Here is a 20846-nt window from a genome sequence, read left to right as displayed (position 1 = left end):
GTTGCAATCGCAGCAAACGGCAAAAATTGGGTTAACTATACCTCTGATAATTTGAGGGAATGTTAAGCTCTGGCGGCTAGTCGGGCGCTGTGAAGGGACCACTTCTCCTCTCGATGGCGTTTGCGCTCGCCGTGCCGCTGGCTGCCGTCTGGGCCGCCGCGCCCGCCGCCGTGCAGGTGCAGGTGGTCGACGAACGCGGCTTGCCCGTCCGCGATGCGGTGGTCGAACTGGCGCCCAATGGCGGTTGGCGCGGCGGCGCGATCCGCTTTGCCTGGAAACCGGCGATGGCGCAGAAAAGCGTCGCTTTTGTTCCGGGCACTTTGATTGTCGCCCGTGGCAGTTCGGTCGCCTTTCCCAATCTCGATAGCGTTCGTCACAGCGTTTACAGTTTCTCTAAAGCGGCGCGGTTTGAAATCGACCTGTACGGCCGCGACCAGACGCGCTCGCAAGCCTTTCCGATCGCTGGCACCGTGGCGCTCGGTTGCAACATCCACGATCAGATGCGAGGCTATATTCGCGTCGTCGACACGCCCTTTGCGGGCAAGACCGACCAGAATGGCATCGTCCGCCTGTCAGGCATGGCGGCGGGTGGGCATCAGCTGACCGTCTGGCACGCGCGCGCACGCACCCCGGGGGGCGAGCTGAAGCGCGCGCTTACGGTCAGTGCCGGGTCGAACAGCCAGAAGATTGCATTGAAACTGCGATGACGACGCTCCCGGCCTTTCCGGTGCGTTTTCGCTTCCGCTCGCTCAAGCTGCGGATTGCTGTTGCTTACGCCGCGCTGTCGACGGCGATCCTCGCGGCGATCCTGCTGCTCGCGGGCAACGGCATCGCGCGCTTCGGCGAAGACAGCGCTTCGCGCGATCTGGCCGCCAATGCGCGCGTGTTCGACGAGATCATCGATCTGCGCGCGCAGCAGATGCGCGGGTCGGCCGACATATTGTCGCGCGACTTCGGTTTTCGCGAAGCCGTCGCGACCGGTGATCAGGCAACGATCGAAAGTGCGCTGGTCAGCCTGCGCGAGCGCTCGCGCAGCGACGCGGCGTTCGTCGTCGGGCTCGACGGCACGATGACCGGATCGGCGACCGCGGCGTTGCCAACAGCTGATGATCTGTGGGACGCGCTCGACGGCGGGCGGGACCATGGCATGATTCGGATAGGCGACAAGCTGGCGCTGGCCGCAGCATCGCCGATCGAGGTTCCCGACACGATCGGCTGGCTCGTGCTAGCGCAGCCGCTCGACGCCGCCGAAATGCGCGGCCTCGCCAAGCTCGCCGCGGTCGATATCGACGCGAGGGTGGTGCCGGCGTCGCAGCTGCCCGCCGCGCTCGCCGCTGCGCGCTCGGGGCAGGTCGTCGAAAGCGGCGATCGCGATCGCATCCTCCACCATGTGACCGCCTTGCCAAGCTTGCAGGAGGGCATTCTGCCGCGGCTTGTGCTGGACCACTCGCTCAGCAAGGCGCTCGGCCAATATTCGGGGCTGCAATGGCTGCTCGTCGCGCTCGCGGTGGCGGGGTTGACCCTCGTCATCGTGCTCAGCTGGCGCATCGCGCGCACGATCACCCGCCCGCTGAGCGCGCTCGACGAAGCGACGCGGCGGCTCGGCGAAGGCAAGGATGCCGCGGTCGCGGTGACCTCGGACGACGAAATCGGCCGCCTTGGCGCAAGCTTCAATGTGATGGTGGCGGCGATTGCCGAGCGCGAGCGCCAGATCACGCATGTCGCGTTGCATGACGGACTGACCAACCTGCCCAATCGCAAATTGTTCGTCGAGCAACTCGACCAAGCGCTCGCTCGCCGCCGCGATGCAGCGCGGCTGATGGTCGTCTATGTCGATCTCGACGATTTCAAGGTCGTCAACGACACACTCGGCCATCCTGCGGGCGACGCGCTGCTCCGAAATGTCGCGGCGCATCTCCAGGGCGTGCTCGGTGATGCGATCGTTGCCCGGCTCGGCGGCGACGAATTCGCCATCCTGTTCAGCGACCTGCCGGCGAACGAAAATCTTGCCGCGCTCGCCGACAAACTACAGGGCTGTTTCGACCGCCCGATCCTGATCGACGGGCAACAGGCCGACGCCTCGGCCAGCATGGGGATCGCGGTCGCGCCCGACGACGGGCTCGACGGTATCACGCTGATGAAGAACGCCGACCTTGCGCTCTATCGCGCCAAGCGCGACGGCAAGGCGACGCATCATTTCTTCGAACAATCGCTCGACGAGCAGGCGCGCCACCGCCGCCAGATGGAACTCGATCTGCGCCTCGCGATCCGCGACGGCGGGTTCGAGCTTTATTTCCAGCCGCTCTACAGCATGCACGAAGAACGGCTGAAGGCGTTCGAGGCACTGATCCGCTGGCCGCATCCCGACCAGGGCATGATCAGCCCGGTCGATTTCATCCCGCTGGCCGAGGAAACCGGGCTGATCGTCCAGATCGGCGAGTGGGTTATCCGCGAAGCGTGCCGCCAGGCCGCGACGTGGGACGGCGAGTTGTCGGTCGCGGTCAATATTTCGCCCAAGCAGTTCTTGACCCCGGGGCTGGCCAACATCGTCCTGTCGGCGCTGGCGTCGTCGGGGCTGCCGGCGAACCGGCTCGAACTCGAAATCACCGAAAGCATCTTTATCGCCAATGTCGAAAAGACGCTCGAAACGCTCCACAGTCTGCGCGCGCTCGGCGTTCGCATTGCGCTCGACGATTTCGGCACCGGCTATTCCTCGCTGAGCTATCTGCGCTCCTTCCCCTTCGACAAACTCAAGATCGACCAGAGTTTCGTGCGCGACCTAGCGCAGGGCGGCAACGCCAATGCCGTCATCCGGGCGATCACGACGCTCGCCGACGCGCTGGGCATGGAAACGCTCGCCGAAGGAGTTGAGGACGAGGCCCAGGCCGAAATTCTGCGGCAGGAGGGCTGCCACCAGATTCAGGGCTATCTGCTCAGTCGCCCGATCGATGCCGACGCGGTGCATGTCTTCATCGCCGGCATGGTGGCGGAACCCGATCAGCATCGACTGAGCGCATAACCGCCGCAGTCAGGCCGCCCGCGGTCTTACAAAACTGCCGCCACCCCCCATATGGAAGCGATGTCACTGGACCACGCCGCGCCGTAACGCGGCGGGCCATCTGTCGGGCATTGTCTCCTATCGATCAAATTGGCTTTGGTTGGGTTTTCCGGGACAGGAAAATGATCGCGCATCCGGTGGGCTGACAGACCGGTTGGGCGGTCCGAAAGGCATGCCCGAATGATCGGCTATTTCATCCTCCTTCACCGCTTTCCCGAACAGTTCAAACGGATGTTCCGCGCCATTTACGCGCCCGGCAACTGCTATGTGATCCATGTCGACAAGGGGTCGGGCGCGAAATTCGCCGCCGACATCGCCGAATTCCTCAAACCCTATCAGGGCGCCGCGATCATCGAATCGAAAAAGGCGCTGTGGGGCGGCTACAGTCTCGTCGATGCCGAACTCCGCGGCATGGCGAAACTGCTCGCGATGAGCAGCAGCTGGACGCATTACATCAATCTCAGCGGCCAGGATTTTCCGCTCAAGTCACAGACATATATCCGCGACTTCCTGCGTGCGAACCCGCGCCGCCAGTTTATCCGCGCGCGCGACCAGCGAACGGCCCGCCCCGACACGTTAAACCGCGTCAACCACGTGTGGGTCGAGGCACTGGGGCGGATGTTCCGGACCGGTGTGCCGCGCCCCTTCCTGAAAGGTGCGACGCCCTTCATCGGTACCCAGTGGAAGGCGGTGTCCCGCAGCTTCTGCCAGTTTGCGGTCCATCACCCGACCGCCGAGCGTTTCAAGGCCTTTTATCGGCGCAGCTTCATACCTGACGAGGGTTTTTTTCAGACGCTGATAATGAACAGCCTCAATCAGGGCGAGGTGATCAATGACGATCTGCGAACGGTCGATTGGATACCCTATGGCAAGAACCAGCTGTGCCCCCGGGTTTTCGGTGCCGCCGATGCGCTGCGCCTGACGCTCAGCCCCGACCTGTTCGCGCGCAAATTCGCCATAAACAAGGATCCGGTGATTTTCGACCTGCTCGAAGCGCATCTGAAGACCGCGGCGGCGAACGACTATGTCGGCGATATCGCGCTGCAGAAATTGCCCACCAAAGCCGCGGCGGCGCTGACGCCGCAATAAAGGTGCGAGGGTTCCGCCGGCGCACCGGCGAAACCCTGCGCAGGATAATCAGCCGTTCAGGCGATCCTTGACGGCCTTGGCCGGACCAAAGGTCAGCTTCTTGGCGGCCTTGATCTGGATCGTCGCGCCGGTCGAAGGATTGCGGCCTTCGCGGGCGGGGGTCGCCTTGACCTTGAACTTGCCAAAGCCGTTGACCGAAACTTCGTCGCCCTTGGCGGCGGCATCACCGATTGCGGCGAAGACGGCATCGACGGCCTTGCGTCCGTCGGCTTTGCTGAGGTCCAGCGACGCGGCGACGGCGTCCGACAGTTCGGCGTGATTCATAAATTCTCTCCTGGTTTCGGTCGGGCGATTCCCGGCCAATGCGCTGCCATAGACGCATGATGCACCCTTCGCCAAGCCCGAGATTGCGGGGAATCAGAGGACATCGAGAGCAAGCTGGCGTCGCTCGGCCCGACCCGTTACCCCACCCCGGCGATCGCGAGCAGCGCATCGAGGTCGACGTGGACCTCGAGTTCGGCCGCAATGGCGTCGAGCGCCGCGTCGATATCGGCGACATAGTCGCGCCCGCTACCCGCCACCCCGAGGCGCGCCAGCACCGCACGGCGCAGCTCGGCCGAGGCGAATAGGCCGTGGAGGTACGAGCCGATCACGCGGCCGTCACCGCTGATCGCACCATCGCTGGCGCCATCGGTCAGTGTTGCAAAGGGCCGCGCCGTGCCGGGACCGCGCGTTTCGCCCATGTGCATCTCATAGCCTGCAAGGGCCGCGCCAAGCGCCGATCCGCTGACCGGACGCAGCGTCTTGACGAGCGAAAGTGTCGTTTCGACGTTGAGGAGTCCGAGCCCCTCGACGTCATCCGCTACCCCCTCGATCCCCAGCGGGTCGGCGACCCGGCGGCCGAGCATCTGATAACCGCCGCACAGCCCGACGATCATCCCGCCGCGCCGATGGTGGGCCAATATGTCGATGTCCCAGCCCTGGGCGCGCAACGCGCCCAGATCGGCAATCGTCGCCTTCGACCCCGGCAGCACGATGATCGCCGCCTCGGCGGGGATCGGTTGCCCCGGCGGCACCATCACCAGCTCGACCCCGGGTTCGAGCTTGAACGGATCGAGATCATCGAAATTGGAAATGCGCGGCAGGATCGGGCAGGCGATCATCCGGCGCCCCTCGCGCGGGTCGGCAGGGCGTTCAAGGATTACCGCATCCTCGCTTGGCAGCCGCGCCGCGGCATGCAGCCACGGGATGACCCCAAAGCCCGGCCAGCCGCTGCGTTCTTCAATCTCGCGATACCCGTCGTCGAACAGCGCCGGATCGCCGCGAAACTTGTTGATCAGGAACCCGCGGATCATTGCCGCGTCTTCGGGATCGATGACAGCGCGGGTGCCGACGATCGCCGCGATCACACCGCCGCGGTCGATGTCACCGACCAGTATGACAGGGACATTTGCGGGGCGCGCAAAACCCATGTTGGCGATGTCGCCCGCGCGCAGGTTGATCTCGGCGGGCGATCCCGCCCCCTCGACCATGACGATGTCGCACTGTGCCGACAGTCGGTGATAGCTTTGCATCACTTCGGTCAACAATGCGCCGCGCGCTTCGCGGAAATTGCCGCTGCCCAGCGTCCCGCGCACCCGGCCGTGGACGATCAGCTGCGAGGTGCGATCGGCCTGCGGCTTCAGCAGCACCGGGTTCATGTCGCTGTGCGGCGGGGTGCGGCATGCGATCGCCTGCAACGCCTGCGCCCGCCCGATCTCGCCGCCGTCGATCGTCACCGCGGCGTTATTTGACATATTCTGCGGCTTGAACGGGCGAACCGTCAGCCCGCGGTTGGTAAAGGCGCGGCACAGCCCAGCGACCAGCACCGACTTGCCGACGTCGGACCCGGTGCCCTGCAGCATCAACGCGGGCATGCGCGGCGCTCCCGCCGGAGCGCGCCGGTCAGAACAGCCCCGGCAGCTCGCGCTGCGCCGCGGTCGGGCGGTCGGGAACCAGCATTTCGGGTTCGGCGAGCACGCGACTATTGCTACGCTGCGCCGCCGGACCGACGCTGGCTTCGGCGATCCGCGTCGTACAGCTGCCGTTGGCGAGAAAGTCGATCGCCGCGCGCACCGACGCTTCGCGCGCGTCGCCCAGCGGCAGGCTCAGATCGTCGCCCGCGGCGCAGCTGTTGGCAATCTTCGGCGCCAGGCCATCGTAATAATCGCCCGCGCCGGTCGAATTGGCGGTCGCAAAGGCGACGACGCGCATCCGGTCGTCGCATTCGGCCTTGTCGAGCGCGATCTGGCCAACCGGTTTGCCATAAGTGTTGCTGCCGACCAGCGTCATGTTGGTGCCCAGATAAGGCAGCATCGAATTGATCACCAGCTCGCTCGCCGATGCGGTCGAGCTGGTGCCGATAAAGGCGATGCGCGTCGGCGCGATCGATTCGGCGGTCGGGGCAAAGCGATGCTGGTCATTTTCCACCGATTTCGACGCGCGAAACACGGTCTGCGAAAACACTGCGCCGCTGCGACCCTCGCCCATCAGATCGCCCATCAATTCGGCGGTCGAAACCAGCCCGCCGCCATTATAGCGGAAATCGATGATCACATCGGTCACCCCCTGATTGCGGAAGTTCAGGAATGCCGCGCGCAGCTGCGGGTTCGCCGACGAGATGAAGCTGCGCAGGTTGAGGTAACCGTAATTTCGGCCGCCCTCGGTGATGATCTTGGCGCCGTAGCGGTCCGAAATCGGGTCGAGCGAATAATCGGCTTTGCTGACGGTGACGTCGCGGGTGCCGGCGCTATCCTGAATGCGCAAGATGCGGGTCACACCGGGGTCGCTGGGGCCGAGCGCATTGGTGATCCCCTGGGTGCCTTCGGCGGCGACGATCGCGGCGATCGTGCGCATATTGCTGGCGGTGGTGCCGATCGCGAGGATGCGGGTGCTGCGGTCGATTCCTGCCGCAATCGCAGGAGCGCCTTCATAGGCTTCGGCGATGACGACCTGGCTTGCTGCGGCGTCATAGGTCAGGCGGATGCCGAACCCCGCGCTCGACCCGCTCGCGAAAAACGCATTCTCCTCGGCAATCGAGGTGAGGTAGGTGAAGTACCGGTCCTTGCCGAGCGCGCGTGCCGGCGCGACCAGCGCGTCAATATAGGCATCGACGCTGCTGAAACTCGCCGGATTGACTCCACTCGCGACGTCGTTGGGGAACAGATACCACTCGTCGATCACCGCCTTCGCAAAACCCTGCCGCGCGGCGAGGCCGCAGCCCGCAGTTGGGGTGGGCGACGGGGTCGGAGTGACGGTCACCGGCCCGCCATTGCCGCCCGTGCTCGAACCGCCCCCGCCCCCGCACGACGCCAGCGCAAAGGCCGAAAGGGTGAGCAGGGCGATGGATTTGCGCGACCGATGCGTCATGGACTGTCCTTGGGAAATGATGTGCGACCCCACCGGATCCCGGAAGATACGGTAGTCATCACCTTATGTATGCGCGATTAAATGGCCCGGCAATGAACTTGGAACAAGGCGTGCTCAGCGGTCCTGTTCGCCGCCGTTGCTACGCCCCTTGAACCCCTGCGCGATCACATAGAGCTCGGGCGACCCCTTGCGGCTCGCCGGCGGCTTGGCGTGCTTGACCGTGGTGAAATGTTTCTTGAGCAGCGTTAGCAGCGTGTGGTCGGCGCCGCCGGCAAACACTTTGGCGACAAAGGCGCCGCCGGGTTGCAGCGTCTGCACCGCAAAATCGGCGGCAGTTTCGGCAAGGCCGATCGTGCGCAGATGGTCGGTCTGCTGATGGCCGACGGTGTTCGCCGCCATGTCCGAAATCACCAGATCGGGGGCGCTGCCCAGCGCTTCAATCAGTGCATCGGGCGCGGTATCGTCCATAAAATCCATCTCGAGGATCGCCACGCCTTCGATCGGCTCGCATGCCAGCAGGTCGATGCCCGCGACGCGCGCGCGCGGATTATTCTTGCGTACGACCTGCGACCAGCCGCCCGGCGTGATACCCAGATCGACGACCGCGCGCGCCTTTTTGATGAAGCCGAACTTGTCGTCGAGCTCGAGCAACTTGTATGCGGCGCGCGATCGATAACCTTCGGCCTGCGCACGGCGGACATAGGGATCGTTGAGCTGGCGTTGCAGCCAGCGCGTCGACGACACGCTCCGCTTCTTCGCGGTCTTGACCCGCACGTGCAGGCCACCGCGGCCGCTACCGCCGCCTTTCCCGCTCGCCGCGCTCATTTACGATACTCGCGGCGGGTGACGGGGATGTCGCGGCCCTGCATCGCCAGGGTGCGCAAAATGCCCTCGCGAATGCCGCGGTCGGCGACCCCGACGCGCGCCGCGGGCCACAGGTCGATGATGCTTTCCAGAATCGCGCAGCCCGCGACGACCAGATCGGCGCGCTCGCGGCCGATGCATGCAATCTCGGCGCGGTCGGCGATGCTGGCGTCGGCCAGGCGGCGGCTGATGTCGCGCATCGCATCGCTCGGCACGACCAGCCCGTCGACCGCGCGGCGGTCGTATCGGGGCAGGTTCAGGAACACGCTGGCCAGCGTCGTCACCGTACCGCTGGTGCCGAGCAGACGCAGCTTCTGGCCGGCGAACTGTTCGGCGCGTCCGGCAAAGGCAGCAAAGGCATCGCGCGTCACTTCGCGCATATGCGTATAGGCCGCCTGACGTCCCGCAAGGCTGTCTTCGGGCAGCGGCGCATGTTCGGTCAGCGACACGACGCCCCACGGCACGCTGATCCAGTCGCGGATCGTCACATCATGGTCCGACACGTCGACGTGCATCAGCTCGGTCGAACCGCCGCCGATGTCGAAAATAAGAGCGGGGCCTTCGCCGGGCTCCATCAGATTGTGGCAGCCGAGCACCGCGAGTCGCGCTTCTTCGGCGGCGGAGATGATGTCGAGCACGATACCGGTCTCGCGCCGCACGCGCTCGGCGAGTTCGACGCCATTGGCGGCGCGGCGGCACGCTTCGGTCGCCACCGCGCGCGACAGCGACACATGGCGGCGGCGCAGCTTGTCGGCGCAGATCGCCAGCGCTGCGACAGTGCGGTCCATCGCCGCATCGCTGATCCGGCCGCTGCCGTGCAGACCCTCGCCCAGCCGGACAATGCGCGAAAAGGCGTCGATCACGACCAGTTCGCCATCCTGCGGGCGGGCGATCAGCAACCGGCAGTTGTTGGTGCCAAGGTCGATCGCGGCATAGCTGCGCGGCCGCACGAAATTCGTTGGACGCGTGGCGGGTTCCGCCTTGGTTCGCGCCTTTGCCGTCGGCCCGGGCCGCGGCGGTCGCCCTGATGGCGCTGCCATTTGCCGCATGGCTAGTATTACCTGTCTCTCTCACGCATCCGCCAATCGCGGATGTGCACTTGGGCCAGAACCTAGGCTTTGCCGGTCTTTTAGGCAACCCCGTCTCCCGTGTGGGGCGCGCGGCATAAAGAAAACCCCGCCCGGCGGTGGCCGGGCGGGGCATGAGGGGGGACTGCAACTTATTGGAGGTCGGGACTGCCCTTAACGGCAGCCGTCATTCCCCTTGTCGATCGCGCGGCCGGCGATTGCGCCGACTGCGCCACCGATGATCGTGCCGACGGCGCGGTCACCGCGGCCGGCGATTTCATGGCCGGCGAGGCCACCGGCGATTGCGCCGATGATCGTTCCGCCGGTGCCGTTGTCGCACTGGCGATAATTGCGCTGGTTGTACCGCTGCTGGTTATAGCGACGGTCCTGGCGATAATCACGGCGGTCGGCGCGGCGATCGTAACGGCGATCGTAACGGCGGTCGTCGCGGTCATAGCCGACATTATAGCTCGAATAGCCGTCGCGGTCGTAATAGCCGTTCTGTGCCGCAGCAGGAGCCGCCATGCCCAGCGTCGCAGTGGACATCAGGGCGGCGATCGAGAGGGTCACCATCTTTTTCATCGTCGTTCTCCTTCTTTCGTCGTTTGGCCCCTTGGGGCTGCCCGTCTGGGCGGTGGTCGATGAAGGGGTTATGAGCGATCCGCATTGAGTGAACCCTGAACGCGCTTGTTGGCTGGCGTTCAGCTTCGCGCCCCGCCACGCTTCCCTTTCGCGCGGCGCCGCCCTAACCCGCGCCGATGCGCCGCCTGTTTTTCGCCGCCCTGATCTTTGTCGCGCTCGGCCCGGTGCCGGGGACGGTGCAGCGCTTCCCGATCGACGACTGGACTCAGGGCGCCAGCGCGCGCCCGCTGGTCTTGGCGCCGCAGACGAGCGGCACGCTGCGCTTCGTGCGCGGCTGGAACCTCGTCAGCCCGCACAGCCGCTTCGGCGGTTTGTCAGGGATTGCACGAATCGCTCCCGACCGGTTCCTGCTGATCGGCGATAATGGCTATGCTACGCGGCTCGCCTTCGATCACGATGGCCGGCTGTCCGCTTTTCACGTTGCGCCCTTGCCGGCGCCGCCGGGCTGGCCCGACCGCAAATCGATGCTCGACAGCGAATCGCTGTTTGTCGATCGCGCGCAGGGGACAGCGTGGGTCGGTCTGGAACGCATCAACCAGCTCTGGCGCTTCGACGATGCCCTGACCCGCCTTGAGGCTCGCCATGCCCCTGTCGTCCTGCGCGACTGGCCAAAGGGTCGCGGGCCAGAGGCGATGGCAAGGCTCGCCGATGGGCGAATCATCATCCTGGCTGAGGGTGGCCGCGACGATCCGCGCCGCAATCGTGGCGTGATGCTCGCGGGATACCCGGGTGCCCTGTCCGCACCGCCGACGCGCTTCTTTTATGATTCGCAGGACAAGGGCGCGGTCAGCGATGCCGCGCCGCTTCCCGATGGCCGGATTCTCATCGTGCATCGCAAAGTAGGCTGGAATCCGGTGTTCACGACGAACCTCTCGGTCGCCGACCCGGACGAGGTCAGGCCAAACACCATATTGCGCTCGCGGACGATCGGAACCGTGCCCCGCGCCCTCGCCGAAAACTACGAAGGCGCCGCGATTTCGGTCGAGCAGGGGCGGACCTGGCTCTGGCTCGTCGCCGACCATAATTTCAACACATGGCAGCGCAGCCTGCTGCTCCAGTTCGAGTTGACGGACCTGCCGCCCAAAAAGGCCACAGCCAGCAAAAAGGCCGCGCGGAAACCGGCGGCCTGATTGCTGTCAGCGATGCAAAAGCGCTCAGGCGGCCTTTTCGGCCAACTTCTTTGCGACTTCCTTCTTCACCTTGCGCGCCGAATCGGACAGCTGATCGTCGCCGGCCTTCAGCAGCCAGTTGTCGAGGCCGCCATTATGCTCGACGGTGCGCAGACCGTGGGTCGACACGCGCATCTTGACGCCCTTGCCGAGCGCGTCCGACAGCAAAGTCACATTCTGCAGATTGGGCAGAAAGGTGCGCTTGGTCTTGTTGTTGGCGTGGCTGACGTTGTTGCCGACCATACGACCCTTGCCGGTCAGTTCGCAGATGCGCGACATGATGTTTGTCCTCGTACAAAAATTTCGGTTCGGCGTCCGGACGCTTCCCGAAAAACGGGGAACATAGGACCGGAGTGAGCCGGGAAAGGCGCGCGCTTATCGGCTTGCTGCAGATTCGTCAAGCGACTAGCGGGAAAAGCGATGCCGCACTTTCCGCTCCCCGACCCGATGCGCCGCGCGCTCGACCTCGCCAAAACCGCGGCGGACCGGGGCGAAGTGCCGGTCGGCGCGGTCGTCGTCAAGGACGGCGCGATTATCGGCGAGGGTCATAACGCCCCCCGCGAATCGCACGATCCCACCGCCCACGCTGAAATCGTCGCGATTCGCGCCGCCGCGGCAAGGCTCGGCAATGAACGCCTCGATGGCTGCGATCTTTATGTGACGCTCGAACCCTGCGCGATGTGCGCCGGCGCGATTGCCCACGCCCGCATCGCGCGGCTTTACTACGGCGCTGACGATCCGAAGGGCGGTGCCGTCATCCACGGCCCACGCGTCTTCACGCAACCGACGGTGCACCACCGGCCCGAGGTTTACGACGGGATCGGCGCGGGGGAGGCGGGCGGGCTGCTCAAGGATTTTTTCGCGGCGCGGCGTTAGGTTTAGGAACTCAAAACCTCCCCCACCCATTCCGGCACCAGCACCCCGGCAGGACCATGTCGCGCCTCGCCGAACCAGTGCGACCCTTGGCTCGGCTCCATATTTAGCTCCAGCGTCCGCGCCCCCGACTGGCGCGCTTCTCGGACAAACCCCGCGGCAGGATAAACCGCGCCCGACGTCCCGATCGACACGAACAGGTCGGCGCGGTTCAGCGCCGTGTATATCTCGTCCATCCGGTACGGCATTTCGCCGAACCACACGATGTCGGGGCGCAGCGCTCTTGCCGCACCGCATACCGGACAGACCGGACGATCGAGCAGCGGCCCGCTCCATCGCAGGCGCGCATCGCACGCTGTGCACCAGGCGTTGAGATGCTCGCCATGCATATGGATCAACCGCCGCGCGCCGGCGCGCTCGTGCAGGTCATCGACGTTCTGCGTCACGATCAGCAGTTCGCCGGGCCATGCCGCATCGAGCCGCGCCAGCGCCGCATGCGCGGCATTCGGCACCTTGGTCTGAATTGCCTCGCGCCGCATGTCGTAAAAGCGCAGCACCAGATCGGGGTCGCGTGCGAACGCTTCGGGGGTCGCGACGTCCTCGACGCGGTGCTGTTCCCACAATCCGCCGCCGTCGCGAAAGGTGTCGATGCCGCTTTCGGCTGACACCCCGGCGCCAGTCAGGATGACGATGTTGTGAATATCCTTCATCCCCCCTTTCTATCCGTTCGCATCGAGCGAAGTCGAGACACCCATTCTTGAAACCCTCCATTGCTGACTCTCTTCGTAGGGATGGAGCTGACCTGTCTTCCGTTCGTCCTAAGCTTGTCGAAGGACCATCCTTCCTCTTATGGCGGTGACAGAACAAGTACGGCGCTTCGACAAGCTCAGGCCGAACGGGGATTTAGGGTCATGATCAGCATCGGCATTATCGGCAGCGAAGGACGCATGGGCGTCGCACTGGCCGCCGCCATATCTGAGGCGGGGCAGCAGCATCGCGGCGCCGACAAGGGCGGCAACATCCTCAAACTTGCCAGCGAAAGCGATGTCCTCGTCGATTTTTCCTCCCCCGCCGCGCTCGAGGCGACCCTCGACGCCTGCGTCGCCGCAAAAACTCCCATCGTCATTGGCACCACCGGGCTCGAGGAACGCCATCACTATCTGATCGACGACGCCGCGCGTGACATCGCGGTGCTGCAAACCGGCAATACCTCGCTCGGCGTCACCCTGCTCGCGCATCTGGTGCGCGAGGCCGCGGCACGGCTTGACGCCGACTGGGATATCGAAGTGGTCGAAATGCACCACCGAATGAAGGTCGACGCGCCCAGCGGTACCGCGTTGCTGCTCGGGCAGGCCGCCGCCGAAGGCCGCGGCATCGACCTCGCCACCTTCTCCGAACGCGGCCGCGACGGCGTCACGGGCGCGCGCGGGCACGGTAACATCGGTTTCGCCTCCGTGCGCGGCGGCACCGTCGCGGGCGATCACGACGTGATCTTTGCCGGACCGGAAGAAATGATCACCCTGTCGCATCGCGCCGAAGACCGCATGATCTTCGCGCGCGGCGCCGTCCGCGCGGCGCTGTGGCTGACCGGGCAGGTGCCGGGCCGCTACACCATGCCGCAGGTGCTGGGGCTGTCGTAAGCGCGCTTGCGCCGGACGGGACTGTCTGTATTATAAATATAAGACAGTTAGGGAGATGACCATGGCTTTCGACCCCGCCGCAGCAACCGCCGCCTATATCGATGCCCTCGGCCCCGAAGCGCTGGCCAAGGCGGCCGATTATACGCGGGGCAGCGAATGGCTGTTGCTGTGGGGCGTGGTCGTATCGGCGATCGTCACCGTCGTCTTCGTCCGGTTCGGGATTCTCGACCGGCTGGCCGTCCGGCTCGAACGCCGCGGCTGGGCGCTCCGCACCTTTCTGATATGCGCCGCCTTCCTGTTGCTCTCGGCGCTGCTGACGCTGCCGTGGGATATCTACACTGGCTGGTGGCGCGAGACGGCCTATACTCGCACCAGCCAACCGATCGGCGACTATCTCGGCCAATATGCGATCTCGCTGCTGCTGATGGCGCTGCTCGGTGGGTTGTTCTTCCTCGGCATCTATGCGCTGATCCGTCGGGCCGGAAAGCGCTGGTGGATCTGGTCGGGAGGGCTCGCCGCACTGGCCATCACGGCAGTACTGCTCGTCTCGCCGATCCTGATCGAGCCGCTATTCAACGACTATAAGCCCGTGCCCGCGGGCCCGGTGCGTGACGCGCTCCTCGTCGAGGCGAAGGAAGCGGGCATCGCGCCCGACCGTATCTATATGTTCGACGGCTCGCGCCAGTCGAACAATTTCACCGCCAATGTGTCGGGCATCGGCCATTCGGCACGTATCGCGATTTCGGACGTCGCGCTGAAGGGCGCGTCGCTCGACGAGGTGAAAGCGGTGACGGGGCACGAGATCGGGCATTATGTACTCGGCCATATCTGGCGCATGATAATCGTCTTCGCGTTGCTTGCGATGGCGCTGTTTTTCCTCGCCGACCGGCTTTTCCCGCGGCTGGCGCGCCTGTTCGGCAGCAGCGCGACGATCGACGATCCGCGCGGTTTCCCGGTGATGATGCTTCTGCTGTCGATGTTCGCCGTTGCGGCCTTGCCGGTGCAGAATTTTCTCGTCCGCACGGGTGAGACCGAGGCCGACGCCTATTCCCTCCGCACGGCGAACCTGCCCGATGCGCTGGCGAGCGCGCTGGTCAAGACCGCCGAATATCGCAGCCCGCGTCCGAACGCAGTCGAGGAGTTCATCTTCTATTCGCATCCCTCGGTCGAACGGCGCGTGCGCGCCGCTATGAATTGGAAAGCGGCGCATCCGTCGAAATGAAAAAGGCCGATATTTTCGAATTCTACCGGCGGCTCGCTGAACTGAACCCGAGTCCCGAAACCGAGCTTCAGTTCGGTAACACCTATCAATTGCTCGTTGCCGTCGTCCTGTCGGCGCAGGCGACCGACGTCGGGGTGAACAAGGCGACGCGGCGGCTGTTTGCCAAGGTGACGACCCCGCAGCAGATGGTCGATTTGGGCGAAGAGGGTCTGAAAGACCATATCAAGACGATCGGGCTGTTCAACGGCAAGGCGAAGAATGTCATCGCGCTCTCCGAAATTCTCGTCCGCGATTTTGGCGGCGAAGTCCCTTCCGACCGCGAGACGCTCGTCGCATTGCCGGGGGTCGGGCGCAAGACCGCCAACGTGGTCATGAACTGCGCCTTCGGCGCCGAAACCTTTGCGGTCGACACCCACATCTTCCGCGTCGGCAACCGCACCGGTCTCGCGCCCGGCAAGACCGTGCTCGCGGTCGAAAAGGCGCTGGAAAAAGGCACTCCCGCTCCGTTCCGCGTCGGCGCCCACCACTGGCTGATCCTCCACGGTCGCTACGTCTGCAAGGCGCGGACGCCCGAATGCTGGCGCTGCCCAGTGGTTGACTTGTGCCGGTTCAAGCCGAAGACCCCGGCGCCGAAGGGGTGAAAACGGCCTGATCTGTCCTTTTTGCGCAGATGTCGGCTTTGGGGGGGTGGGAGGCAGCGACGGGTGTGCAAAAGCCACCCGTCAGCGCTTCACTCCCCATGGCTTCGCCACAGGGGGGATCAACGGCAACTTCTGGTCGCAAGCAATCATTTGCCGCCGCCAACGAAAAAGGCCCGCCTTTCATTCGAAAGGCGGGCCTTTTGTTTGGTTCCGAGCAGCTCACCCCTTTTCAGGAGGTGCCACCGTAATCCTTACCCGCTCGCCAGAATTGCCGGGGAAGCCGGTGAACATCGCTTCGACCAGATTAGGGACGATCGTTTGCAAATTATTGTCGCGCGACTGCGCCTCGGCATGGCCTTCGAACAGGCGCGATCCGTCGCCGGCGCGGTTGATCTGCAGGTTCAGCCCGCTGGTATAGACGGTGTAGCTGCTGACGTCGGTGCCGCCCCAGCCGGGACCGAAACCGCCCCACAGGAACGGGTCGCGATAGCCATAGACATAGCGGCGCCCGCCGCGGCCGCTGACGATCACCGGACGATAGAAACCGCGGCCATAATAGCCGCCATAGCCACCATACCAAGGGTCGCCAAAGCCGGGGCTCGACACGACGCGCTCGCGTCCCTTGTCGACGCCATAGTCCATGCGGACGACTAGATCGGCGCTTTCGCCGGGCGCTGCGGGACGATAGCCGTAGCGGGTGAGTTCGCCCGCCACCAGACTGGCATATTGGCTGAACTCGATCCCGCCCGCGAGCGCCGGGTTGTTCGCCTCGACGACAAAGCTCTGGCCTTGCGGCGTCGGAAGCTGCGTCTGAAAGCGGGCGACATCGGCCTTGAACGGCGTCGCGCAACCGGCGAGCGCCAGCGCCGCGCCTGTGATGGCGGCGAGGCCCAGTTGGCGAAGGTTGAACTTGCTCATCATGGTGGCTCCGTAATCTTGTCGGCGCCCAAAGGTTGCGCCCTTATACCATAGACTGAACCGCAACGGCTTAACCTTGGTTGAACCCGGCTTACCGCAGCTTGGTTCCAAAACAAGATATCGGGTGCCCCGGCCAATAAGCAAGCCCCGTCAGGATATTAGCGGCACAGCCCCAGCGCTGCATAAGCCGCGTCGATCGTCGGCCGCGCCAGCGCCGTCGCGCGCGCCGCGCCATCCTCCAGCGCGGCATCGATCGCCGCGGGATCGCCCTTGAGCGCGGTGAGCCGCGTCGCGATCGGGCGCAGGCTTTCGACGAGCAGCTCGCCGAGCGCGGGCTTGAACGCGCCGAAACCTTGTCCGGCAAAACGCGCGAGCACTTCGTCGACGCTTTCGTCTGCCATCGCGGCAAATATCGAGACGAGATTCCGTGCCTCGGCACGCTCTTCCAGTCCCGCGGCCTCCGAAGGCAGCGGCTCTGCGTCGGTCTTCGCCTTGCGGATCTTAGCCATGATCGTGTCGGCATCGTCGACCATATTGATGCGGCTGGCATCGCTCGGGTCCGATTTCGACATTTTGGCATTGCCGTCGCGCAGGCTCATGATCCGCGCCGCGGTCGGCGGAATCGTCGGTTCGGGCAGGGTGAAGGTTTCGGTGCCGGTGTCGAGGTTGAACTTGGTCGCAATGTCGCGCGCCAGCTCGAGATGCTGTTTCTGGTCGTCGCCGACCGGGACGTGCGTCGTCTGATAGAGCAGCACGTCAGCCGCCTGCAGCACCGGATAGGCATAAAGCCCGACGCTCGCACCCTCGCGGTTCTTGCCCGATTTTTCCTTGAACTGGGTCATCCGGTTCAACCAACCGATGCGCGCAGTGCAGAACAACAGCCAGCCAAGTTCGGCATGCGCGGGAACGCGCGCCTGGTTGAACAATATCGCCTTGGTCGGGTCGATCCCCGCCGCCATCAGCGCCGCCGCCATCTCGCGCGTGTTCGCGGTGAGCTCGGCGGGGTCGTTATGAACCGTGATCGCGTGCAGGTCGGCGAGGAAATACAGCTTCTCGCCCGGCATTTCGTCCTGCATCCGCACCCAGTTGCGGATCGCGCCCAGATAATTGCCCAGATGCAAATTTCCGGTGGGCTGGATGCCCGATAGCGTCCGCATGTCTTACTCCTCTTGTGGTGCAGGTTTGGCGCGCCGCCGCGTCAACATGGCGACCAGATCCTTGTCAAGCGCACCGACGAGGAAGGCGGCCGCGAAAAACACTGCGCCACCGGCGCCGACCAGCGCGGTCAGCGACCAGACGCGGTCGAGAATCCCGCCGCCATAAAAGGGTGCGAGCAGCGGCATCATCCACCACAGCAGCGCTGACATCGCCGCGACGGCAAGGATCTGCCGCGCGATCCGTCCGGCCAGCTTGGTGGTGAAATGAAACCAGCCGCGGCGGTGGAGCATGATGTAGAGCAGCACGCAGTTGAATGACGCCGACACCGCCGTCGCCGCCGCCAGTCCGACGATGCCATAGCGCTGTACGACGTACAGGTTGATCGCGATGTTGACCGTCAGTGCCGCTAGCGCGGTCCACACCGGCGTGCGCATGTCCTCGCGCGCGAAAAAGCCCGGGTTCAATATCTTGATGATGACATAGGCGGGCAAGCCGGCAACGAGCGCCGCGACGATCTGCGCCATGATCTCGCCATCGGCATCGGTAAACTTACCGCCGACAAAAAATGCGGTGACAAATGCGGGCGCGCAGATCGCCAGCGCGGCGGCGGCGGGCAGCGTCAGCAGGGTCGCAATCTCGAACGCATTGGCCTGCAACCGCTGCGCTTCGCGCGCGTCGCCGCTGTGGATATGGCGCGACAGCATCGGCAGGATTGCGGTGCCCAGCGCGATCCCGACGATGCCGAGCGGCATCTGGTTAAGCCGATCGGCGAGCTTGAGCAGGGTCAGTGACCCTTGCGGCAGCGAGGTGGCAAAGAAAGTATCTACGAACTGGCTGATCTGGTAAATCCCGGCGCCAAAGGTCGCGGGCAGGATCAACATCCCCAATTTGCGGACCTGCGGCGTCATTTTGGGCAGGCGCCAGCGGAGTTTCAGACCCGCGCGCCGAACCGCCCACCACAGATAGGCAAGCTGCGCCACACCGGCGAGGCTGACTGAAATCGCCAGTGCGGTGGCGACGATGCGATCATCGCCGCTATCGCCGCGCAGCCACCAGCCCGCGCTGATCCCGCCGATCAATACGATGTTGAGCAAGACGGGCGCGAACGCACCGGGCGCAAAGCGCGACCGCGCATTGAGCAATCCCGACAGCATGGCGACAAGGCTGATCAGTGCGAGATAGGGAAAGGTCACCCGGCTGAGGAGCACCGCAAGCTCGAACTTGCCCGGTACGTCCTGGAAATCGCGGGCGAGCAGCCATACGATTCCGGGCATCGCGATCATCATGACACCCGAGAAGGCGAGCAGCACCCACAGAAAAACCGACAGCACATCGTCGGCGAATTTCGCCGCGGCGTCTTCGCCGCCCTCGCCGTGCAGCGCGCGGCTGTACATCGGCACAAAGGCCACCGAAAACGCCCCTTCGGCGAACAAGCGGCGAAAGGTGTTGGGCAAAGTGAAAGCAAGCTGAAACGCATCGGCGGCCAGGCCGGCGCCCAGCACCCGCGCGAGCAGCATGTCGCGCGCGAAACCGAAAACGCGGCTCACCATCGTCAGCCCGCCGATCGTCCCGACATTTTTGATCAGGCTGCTCACCCCGTCAGCCCGCCCCGTCGATGGTGGTTATGCCTGGCCAACCGGCGCGACGGCGCCTGCCTGTTCGGCGTCGACCTGCTGAACCTGCTGCATGAACAGGCCGTGGAAATCGATCGGTTCGAGCAGCAGCGGCGCGAAACCACCATCGCGGACCGCATCGGCGACGACGCGTCGGGCAAAGGGGAACAGGATGCGCGGGGCTTCGGCCAGGAAAAACGGCTGCAACTGATCCTCGGGGACGTTGCGGACGCCGAACAAGCCGGCGTATTTCAGGTCGATCACAAACATCGTTCCCGCGTCGGTTTTCGACGTGACGTCGATTTTCAGCGCCACTTCGAACAGGCTGTCGCCGACACCCTCGGCGGCGATGTTGAACTGGACGTCGATCTGCGGCGCGTCCTGCCACTGATATACCGCCGGCGCGTTCGGATTTTCGAACGACAGGTCTTTGACATATTGCGAGATCAGCCCGATTGCCGGGCTCGTATCTTCGCCATTGGGCTGCAGGGCGGGATTGTTGATGTCGGCGCTGGTCTCGTCAGCCATGATGCATTGCTTTCGCTCGAAAAGATGAAACAGGTTCCGCGCTACGGGCCGTGTCGGGTCCGCGGCAGACGGTTGCGGCGGCGCTTAGCAGCGCGCGCCAGCCAGCACAATGGTCGCGCGGCAAGGGTTTGGCCGGGGTGAATCGTTGACCTGCCGCGCGGCTGCGGCCATGGCGTTTGAAACTTGGCCGTGCATCGCCTATGTATTGGTCCGTATGTTTCCATTGCCCGCATTGGACTTTTGCCCGTGACTGCTTTTTCGATCGTCTTGCTCGCCATGATTGCCGCCTTCCTCGGCATGCGGCTGTACTCGGTGCTCGGCAAGCGCACCGGGCATGAACAGGAACCTGTTCTGCCGCGCCGTGACGAGCGGACAGGGCCGTCTCCGGTCCGCCTCGACGAAAGCGAAACGCCATCGGCGCCGACCGCATCGAGCGCGGACACCTCGGGCCTCGTTTACGAACCCGCCGCCGAAATCGGCCTGCGCCAACTGCTCGCGACCGACCGCAGCTTCGACGCCGGTCGCTTCATGGAAGGCGCCGAATCGGCGTATCGGATGATCCTCGAAGCCTTTTGGTCGGGCGATCGCGACACGCTACGCGACCTGTGCGACGACGACAGCTACGAAGCCTTTGTCGAGGCGATCGAAGCGCGCGACGCCCGCGGTGAAAAACTCGAAAACCGGCTGGTAGGCATCGAATCGGCCAAGATCACCGCGGTCGACATGAACCGCAACGAAGCACGCGTCACCGTGCGCTACCAGGCTGACATCAGTGCGATCACTCGCGACGCCGATGGCAAGATGATCGCCGGGTCGATGAGCGACGCTTCGCGGACTGACGATCTGTGGACGTTCCGCCGCGCGATCGGCAGCAATGATCCCAACTGGCTGCTCGACGAAATCGAAGCAGCCTGACCCCGGTGCGCGCGATCATCTCGTCCGGGCAACGCCGGACG

General features: G+C 64.6%; 21 protein-coding genes. 9 read left to right on the top strand and 12 right to left on the bottom strand.

Annotated features, from left to right (window positions below; translation table 11 throughout):
- Positions 1–89 precede the first annotated feature (89 nt).
- The 3 genes from IPF76_RS03700 (at position 90) to IPF76_RS03690 (ending at position 4147) form a co-directional block, all read left to right on the top strand.
- Positions 90–707: a methylamine utilization protein gene (locus IPF76_RS03700; RefSeq protein WP_293839797.1), complete on the top strand. Its 618-nt coding sequence runs from the start codon at positions 90–92 to the stop codon at positions 705–707.
- Complete coding sequence (locus tag IPF76_RS03695; RefSeq protein ID WP_293839795.1) at positions 704–3019, top strand: EAL domain-containing protein; 2316 nt, start codon at positions 704–706, stop codon at positions 3017–3019. Before IPF76_RS03700 ends, IPF76_RS03695 begins: the two co-directional genes overlap by 4 nt.
- 219 nt (positions 3020–3238) lie before the next feature.
- Positions 3239–4147, top strand: coding sequence for a beta-1,6-N-acetylglucosaminyltransferase (locus tag IPF76_RS03690; RefSeq protein ID WP_293839793.1), 909 nt, complete (start codon positions 3239–3241; stop codon positions 4145–4147).
- 48 nt (positions 4148–4195) lie between these two features.
- On the opposite strand, the gene IPF76_RS03685 is transcribed toward IPF76_RS03690, so the two are convergent.
- The 6 genes from IPF76_RS03685 to IPF76_RS03660 all read right to left on the bottom strand — a co-directional run bounded on the left by IPF76_RS03685 (position 4196) and on the right by IPF76_RS03660 (position 10068).
- A complete protein-coding gene (locus IPF76_RS03685; protein ID WP_137752732.1) occupies positions 4196–4471 on the bottom strand; it encodes an HU family DNA-binding protein in 276 nt (91 codons plus the stop codon).
- 137 nt (positions 4472–4608) lie between these two features.
- On the bottom strand, positions 4609–6063 hold the full coding sequence (locus IPF76_RS03680; protein WP_293839788.1) for a cobyric acid synthase: 1455 nt from the start codon (positions 6061–6063) through the stop codon (positions 4609–4611).
- 28 nt (positions 6064–6091) lie between these two features.
- On the bottom strand, positions 6092–7555 hold the full coding sequence (locus IPF76_RS03675) for a S41 family peptidase (protein WP_293839785.1): 1464 nt from the start codon (positions 7553–7555) through the stop codon (positions 6092–6094).
- A 114-nt stretch (positions 7556–7669) separates the two neighbouring features.
- Entirely contained in the window at positions 7670–8380 is a 711-nt protein-coding gene (locus IPF76_RS03670) for an RlmE family RNA methyltransferase (RefSeq protein WP_293839782.1), read from the bottom strand.
- Positions 8377–9468, bottom strand: coding sequence for a Ppx/GppA phosphatase family protein (locus tag IPF76_RS03665; RefSeq protein WP_293839779.1), 1092 nt, complete (start codon positions 9466–9468; stop codon positions 8377–8379). The genes IPF76_RS03670 and IPF76_RS03665 overlap by 4 nt, the downstream gene beginning before the upstream one ends.
- Before the next feature lie 192 nt (positions 9469–9660).
- Positions 9661–10068: a glycine zipper 2TM domain-containing protein gene (locus tag IPF76_RS03660; RefSeq protein ID WP_293839776.1), complete on the bottom strand. Its 408-nt coding sequence runs from the start codon at positions 10066–10068 to the stop codon at positions 9661–9663.
- Positions 10069–10244: 176 nt separating this feature from the next.
- Between IPF76_RS03660 and IPF76_RS03655 the strand changes: the two genes are divergently transcribed.
- Positions 10245–11258 (top strand): esterase-like activity of phytase family protein, encoded by a 1014-nt coding sequence (locus IPF76_RS03655; protein WP_293839773.1) that lies wholly within the window; start codon positions 10245–10247, stop codon positions 11256–11258.
- 24 nt (positions 11259–11282) lie between these two features.
- Here IPF76_RS03655 and rpmB read toward each other — a convergent pair whose 3' ends face one another.
- Positions 11283–11576 carry a 50S ribosomal protein L28 gene (rpmB, locus tag IPF76_RS03650; RefSeq protein WP_088440092.1) on the bottom strand — a complete coding sequence of 98 codons (294 nt, stop codon included), beginning with the start codon at positions 11574–11576 and terminating at the stop codon, positions 11283–11285.
- A 141-nt stretch (positions 11577–11717) separates the two neighbouring features.
- Between rpmB and tadA the strand changes: the two genes are divergently transcribed.
- On the top strand, positions 11718–12173 hold the full coding sequence (tadA, locus tag IPF76_RS03645) for a tRNA adenosine(34) deaminase TadA (RefSeq protein WP_293839770.1): 456 nt from the start codon (positions 11718–11720) through the stop codon (positions 12171–12173).
- Positions 12174–12175: 2 nt separating this feature from the next.
- Here tadA and IPF76_RS03640 read toward each other — a convergent pair whose 3' ends face one another.
- Positions 12176–12880 carry an NAD-dependent deacylase gene (locus IPF76_RS03640; protein WP_293839767.1) on the bottom strand — a complete coding sequence of 235 codons (705 nt, stop codon included), beginning with the start codon at positions 12878–12880 and terminating at the stop codon, positions 12176–12178.
- A gap of 201 nt (positions 12881–13081) precedes the next feature.
- On the opposite strand from IPF76_RS03640, the gene dapB reads away from it, so the two are divergent.
- The 3 genes from dapB (at position 13082) to nth (ending at position 15673) form a co-directional block, all read left to right on the top strand.
- Positions 13082–13810 (top strand): 4-hydroxy-tetrahydrodipicolinate reductase, encoded by a 729-nt coding sequence (gene dapB / locus IPF76_RS03635; RefSeq protein ID WP_293839764.1) that lies wholly within the window; start codon positions 13082–13084, stop codon positions 13808–13810.
- A 61-nt stretch (positions 13811–13871) separates the two neighbouring features.
- The gene (locus IPF76_RS03630; RefSeq protein WP_293839761.1) at positions 13872–15032 is read left to right on the top strand and encodes a M48 family metalloprotease; all 1161 of its coding nucleotides are present in this window, start codon (positions 13872–13874) and stop codon (positions 15030–15032) included.
- On the top strand, positions 15029–15673 hold the full coding sequence (nth, locus tag IPF76_RS03625; protein ID WP_293839758.1) for an endonuclease III: 645 nt from the start codon (positions 15029–15031) through the stop codon (positions 15671–15673). Before IPF76_RS03630 ends, nth begins: the two co-directional genes overlap by 4 nt.
- 219 nt (positions 15674–15892) lie before the next feature.
- On the opposite strand, the gene IPF76_RS03620 is transcribed toward nth, so the two are convergent.
- From IPF76_RS03620 to secB, 4 genes are all read right to left on the bottom strand, one after another.
- Positions 15893–16591, bottom strand: a complete 699-nt coding sequence (locus IPF76_RS03620; RefSeq protein ID WP_293841904.1) for a DUF4136 domain-containing protein — start codon at positions 16589–16591, stop codon at positions 15893–15895.
- 158 nt (positions 16592–16749) lie between these two features.
- Positions 16750–17748, bottom strand: a complete 999-nt coding sequence (gene trpS, locus IPF76_RS03615; protein ID WP_293839755.1) for a tryptophan--tRNA ligase — start codon at positions 17746–17748, stop codon at positions 16750–16752.
- A gap of 3 nt (positions 17749–17751) precedes the next feature.
- Positions 17752–19344: a murein biosynthesis integral membrane protein MurJ gene (gene murJ / locus IPF76_RS03610; RefSeq protein ID WP_293839752.1), complete on the bottom strand. Its 1593-nt coding sequence runs from the start codon at positions 19342–19344 to the stop codon at positions 17752–17754.
- Positions 19345–19371: 27 nt separating this feature from the next.
- Positions 19372–19890 carry a protein-export chaperone SecB gene (gene secB / locus IPF76_RS03605; protein ID WP_293839749.1) on the bottom strand — a complete coding sequence of 173 codons (519 nt, stop codon included), beginning with the start codon at positions 19888–19890 and terminating at the stop codon, positions 19372–19374.
- 246 nt (positions 19891–20136) lie between these two features.
- Here secB and IPF76_RS03600 point away from each other — a divergent pair, with 246 nt between their 5' ends.
- Positions 20137–20805 (top strand): Tim44/TimA family putative adaptor protein, encoded by a 669-nt coding sequence (locus IPF76_RS03600; protein ID WP_293839746.1) that lies wholly within the window; start codon positions 20137–20139, stop codon positions 20803–20805.
- Positions 20806–20846: the final 41 nt, after the last annotated feature.

It is taken from the genome of Sphingopyxis sp., assembly GCF_016704835.1.
Taxonomy (GTDB): Bacteria; Pseudomonadota; Alphaproteobacteria; order Sphingomonadales; family Sphingomonadaceae; genus Sphingopyxis.
The sequence above is the reverse complement of the archived record's forward strand: the minus strand, read 5'-3'. Positions and strand labels throughout refer to the sequence as shown.

What these genes read in the sequence shown, in the direction of transcription:
- IPF76_RS03675 (WP_293839785.1), bottom strand. Translation starts at nt 7,555, where the DNA reads ATGACGCATCGGTCGCGCAAATCCATCGCCCTGCTCACCCTTTCGGCC.
- secB (WP_293839749.1), bottom strand. Translation starts at nt 19,890, where the DNA reads ATGGCTGACGAGACCAGCGCCGACATCAACAATCCCGCCCTGCAGCCC.
- IPF76_RS03690 (WP_293839793.1), top strand. Translation starts at nt 3,239, where the DNA reads ATGATCGGCTATTTCATCCTCCTTCACCGCTTTCCCGAACAGTTCAAA.
- IPF76_RS03695 (WP_293839795.1), top strand. Translation starts at nt 704, where the DNA reads ATGACGACGCTCCCGGCCTTTCCGGTGCGTTTTCGCTTCCGCTCGCTC.
- IPF76_RS03665 (WP_293839779.1), bottom strand. Translation starts at nt 9,468, where the DNA reads ATGCGGCAAATGGCAGCGCCATCAGGGCGACCGCCGCGGCCCGGGCCG.
- IPF76_RS03680 (WP_293839788.1), bottom strand. Translation starts at nt 6,063, where the DNA reads ATGCCCGCGTTGATGCTGCAGGGCACCGGGTCCGACGTCGGCAAGTCG.
- IPF76_RS03685 (WP_137752732.1), bottom strand. Translation starts at nt 4,471, where the DNA reads ATGAATCACGCCGAACTGTCGGACGCCGTCGCCGCGTCGCTGGACCTC.
- rpmB (WP_088440092.1), bottom strand. Translation starts at nt 11,576, where the DNA reads ATGTCGCGCATCTGCGAACTGACCGGCAAGGGTCGTATGGTCGGCAAC.
- trpS (WP_293839755.1), bottom strand. Translation starts at nt 17,748, where the DNA reads ATGCGGACGCTATCGGGCATCCAGCCCACCGGAAATTTGCATCTGGGC.
- IPF76_RS03630 (WP_293839761.1), top strand. Translation starts at nt 13,872, where the DNA reads ATGGCTTTCGACCCCGCCGCAGCAACCGCCGCCTATATCGATGCCCTC.
- tadA (WP_293839770.1), top strand. Translation starts at nt 11,718, where the DNA reads ATGCCGCACTTTCCGCTCCCCGACCCGATGCGCCGCGCGCTCGACCTC.
- nth (WP_293839758.1), top strand. Translation starts at nt 15,029, where the DNA reads ATGAAAAAGGCCGATATTTTCGAATTCTACCGGCGGCTCGCTGAACTG.
- IPF76_RS03670 (WP_293839782.1), bottom strand. Translation starts at nt 8,380, where the DNA reads ATGAGCGCGGCGAGCGGGAAAGGCGGCGGTAGCGGCCGCGGTGGCCTG.
- IPF76_RS03620 (WP_293841904.1), bottom strand. Translation starts at nt 16,591, where the DNA reads ATGAGCAAGTTCAACCTTCGCCAACTGGGCCTCGCCGCCATCACAGGC.
- IPF76_RS03640 (WP_293839767.1), bottom strand. Translation starts at nt 12,880, where the DNA reads ATGAAGGATATTCACAACATCGTCATCCTGACTGGCGCCGGGGTGTCA.
- IPF76_RS03660 (WP_293839776.1), bottom strand. Translation starts at nt 10,068, where the DNA reads ATGAAAAAGATGGTGACCCTCTCGATCGCCGCCCTGATGTCCACTGCG.
- dapB (WP_293839764.1), top strand. Translation starts at nt 13,082, where the DNA reads ATGATCAGCATCGGCATTATCGGCAGCGAAGGACGCATGGGCGTCGCA.
- IPF76_RS03655 (WP_293839773.1), top strand. Translation starts at nt 10,245, where the DNA reads ATGCGCCGCCTGTTTTTCGCCGCCCTGATCTTTGTCGCGCTCGGCCCG.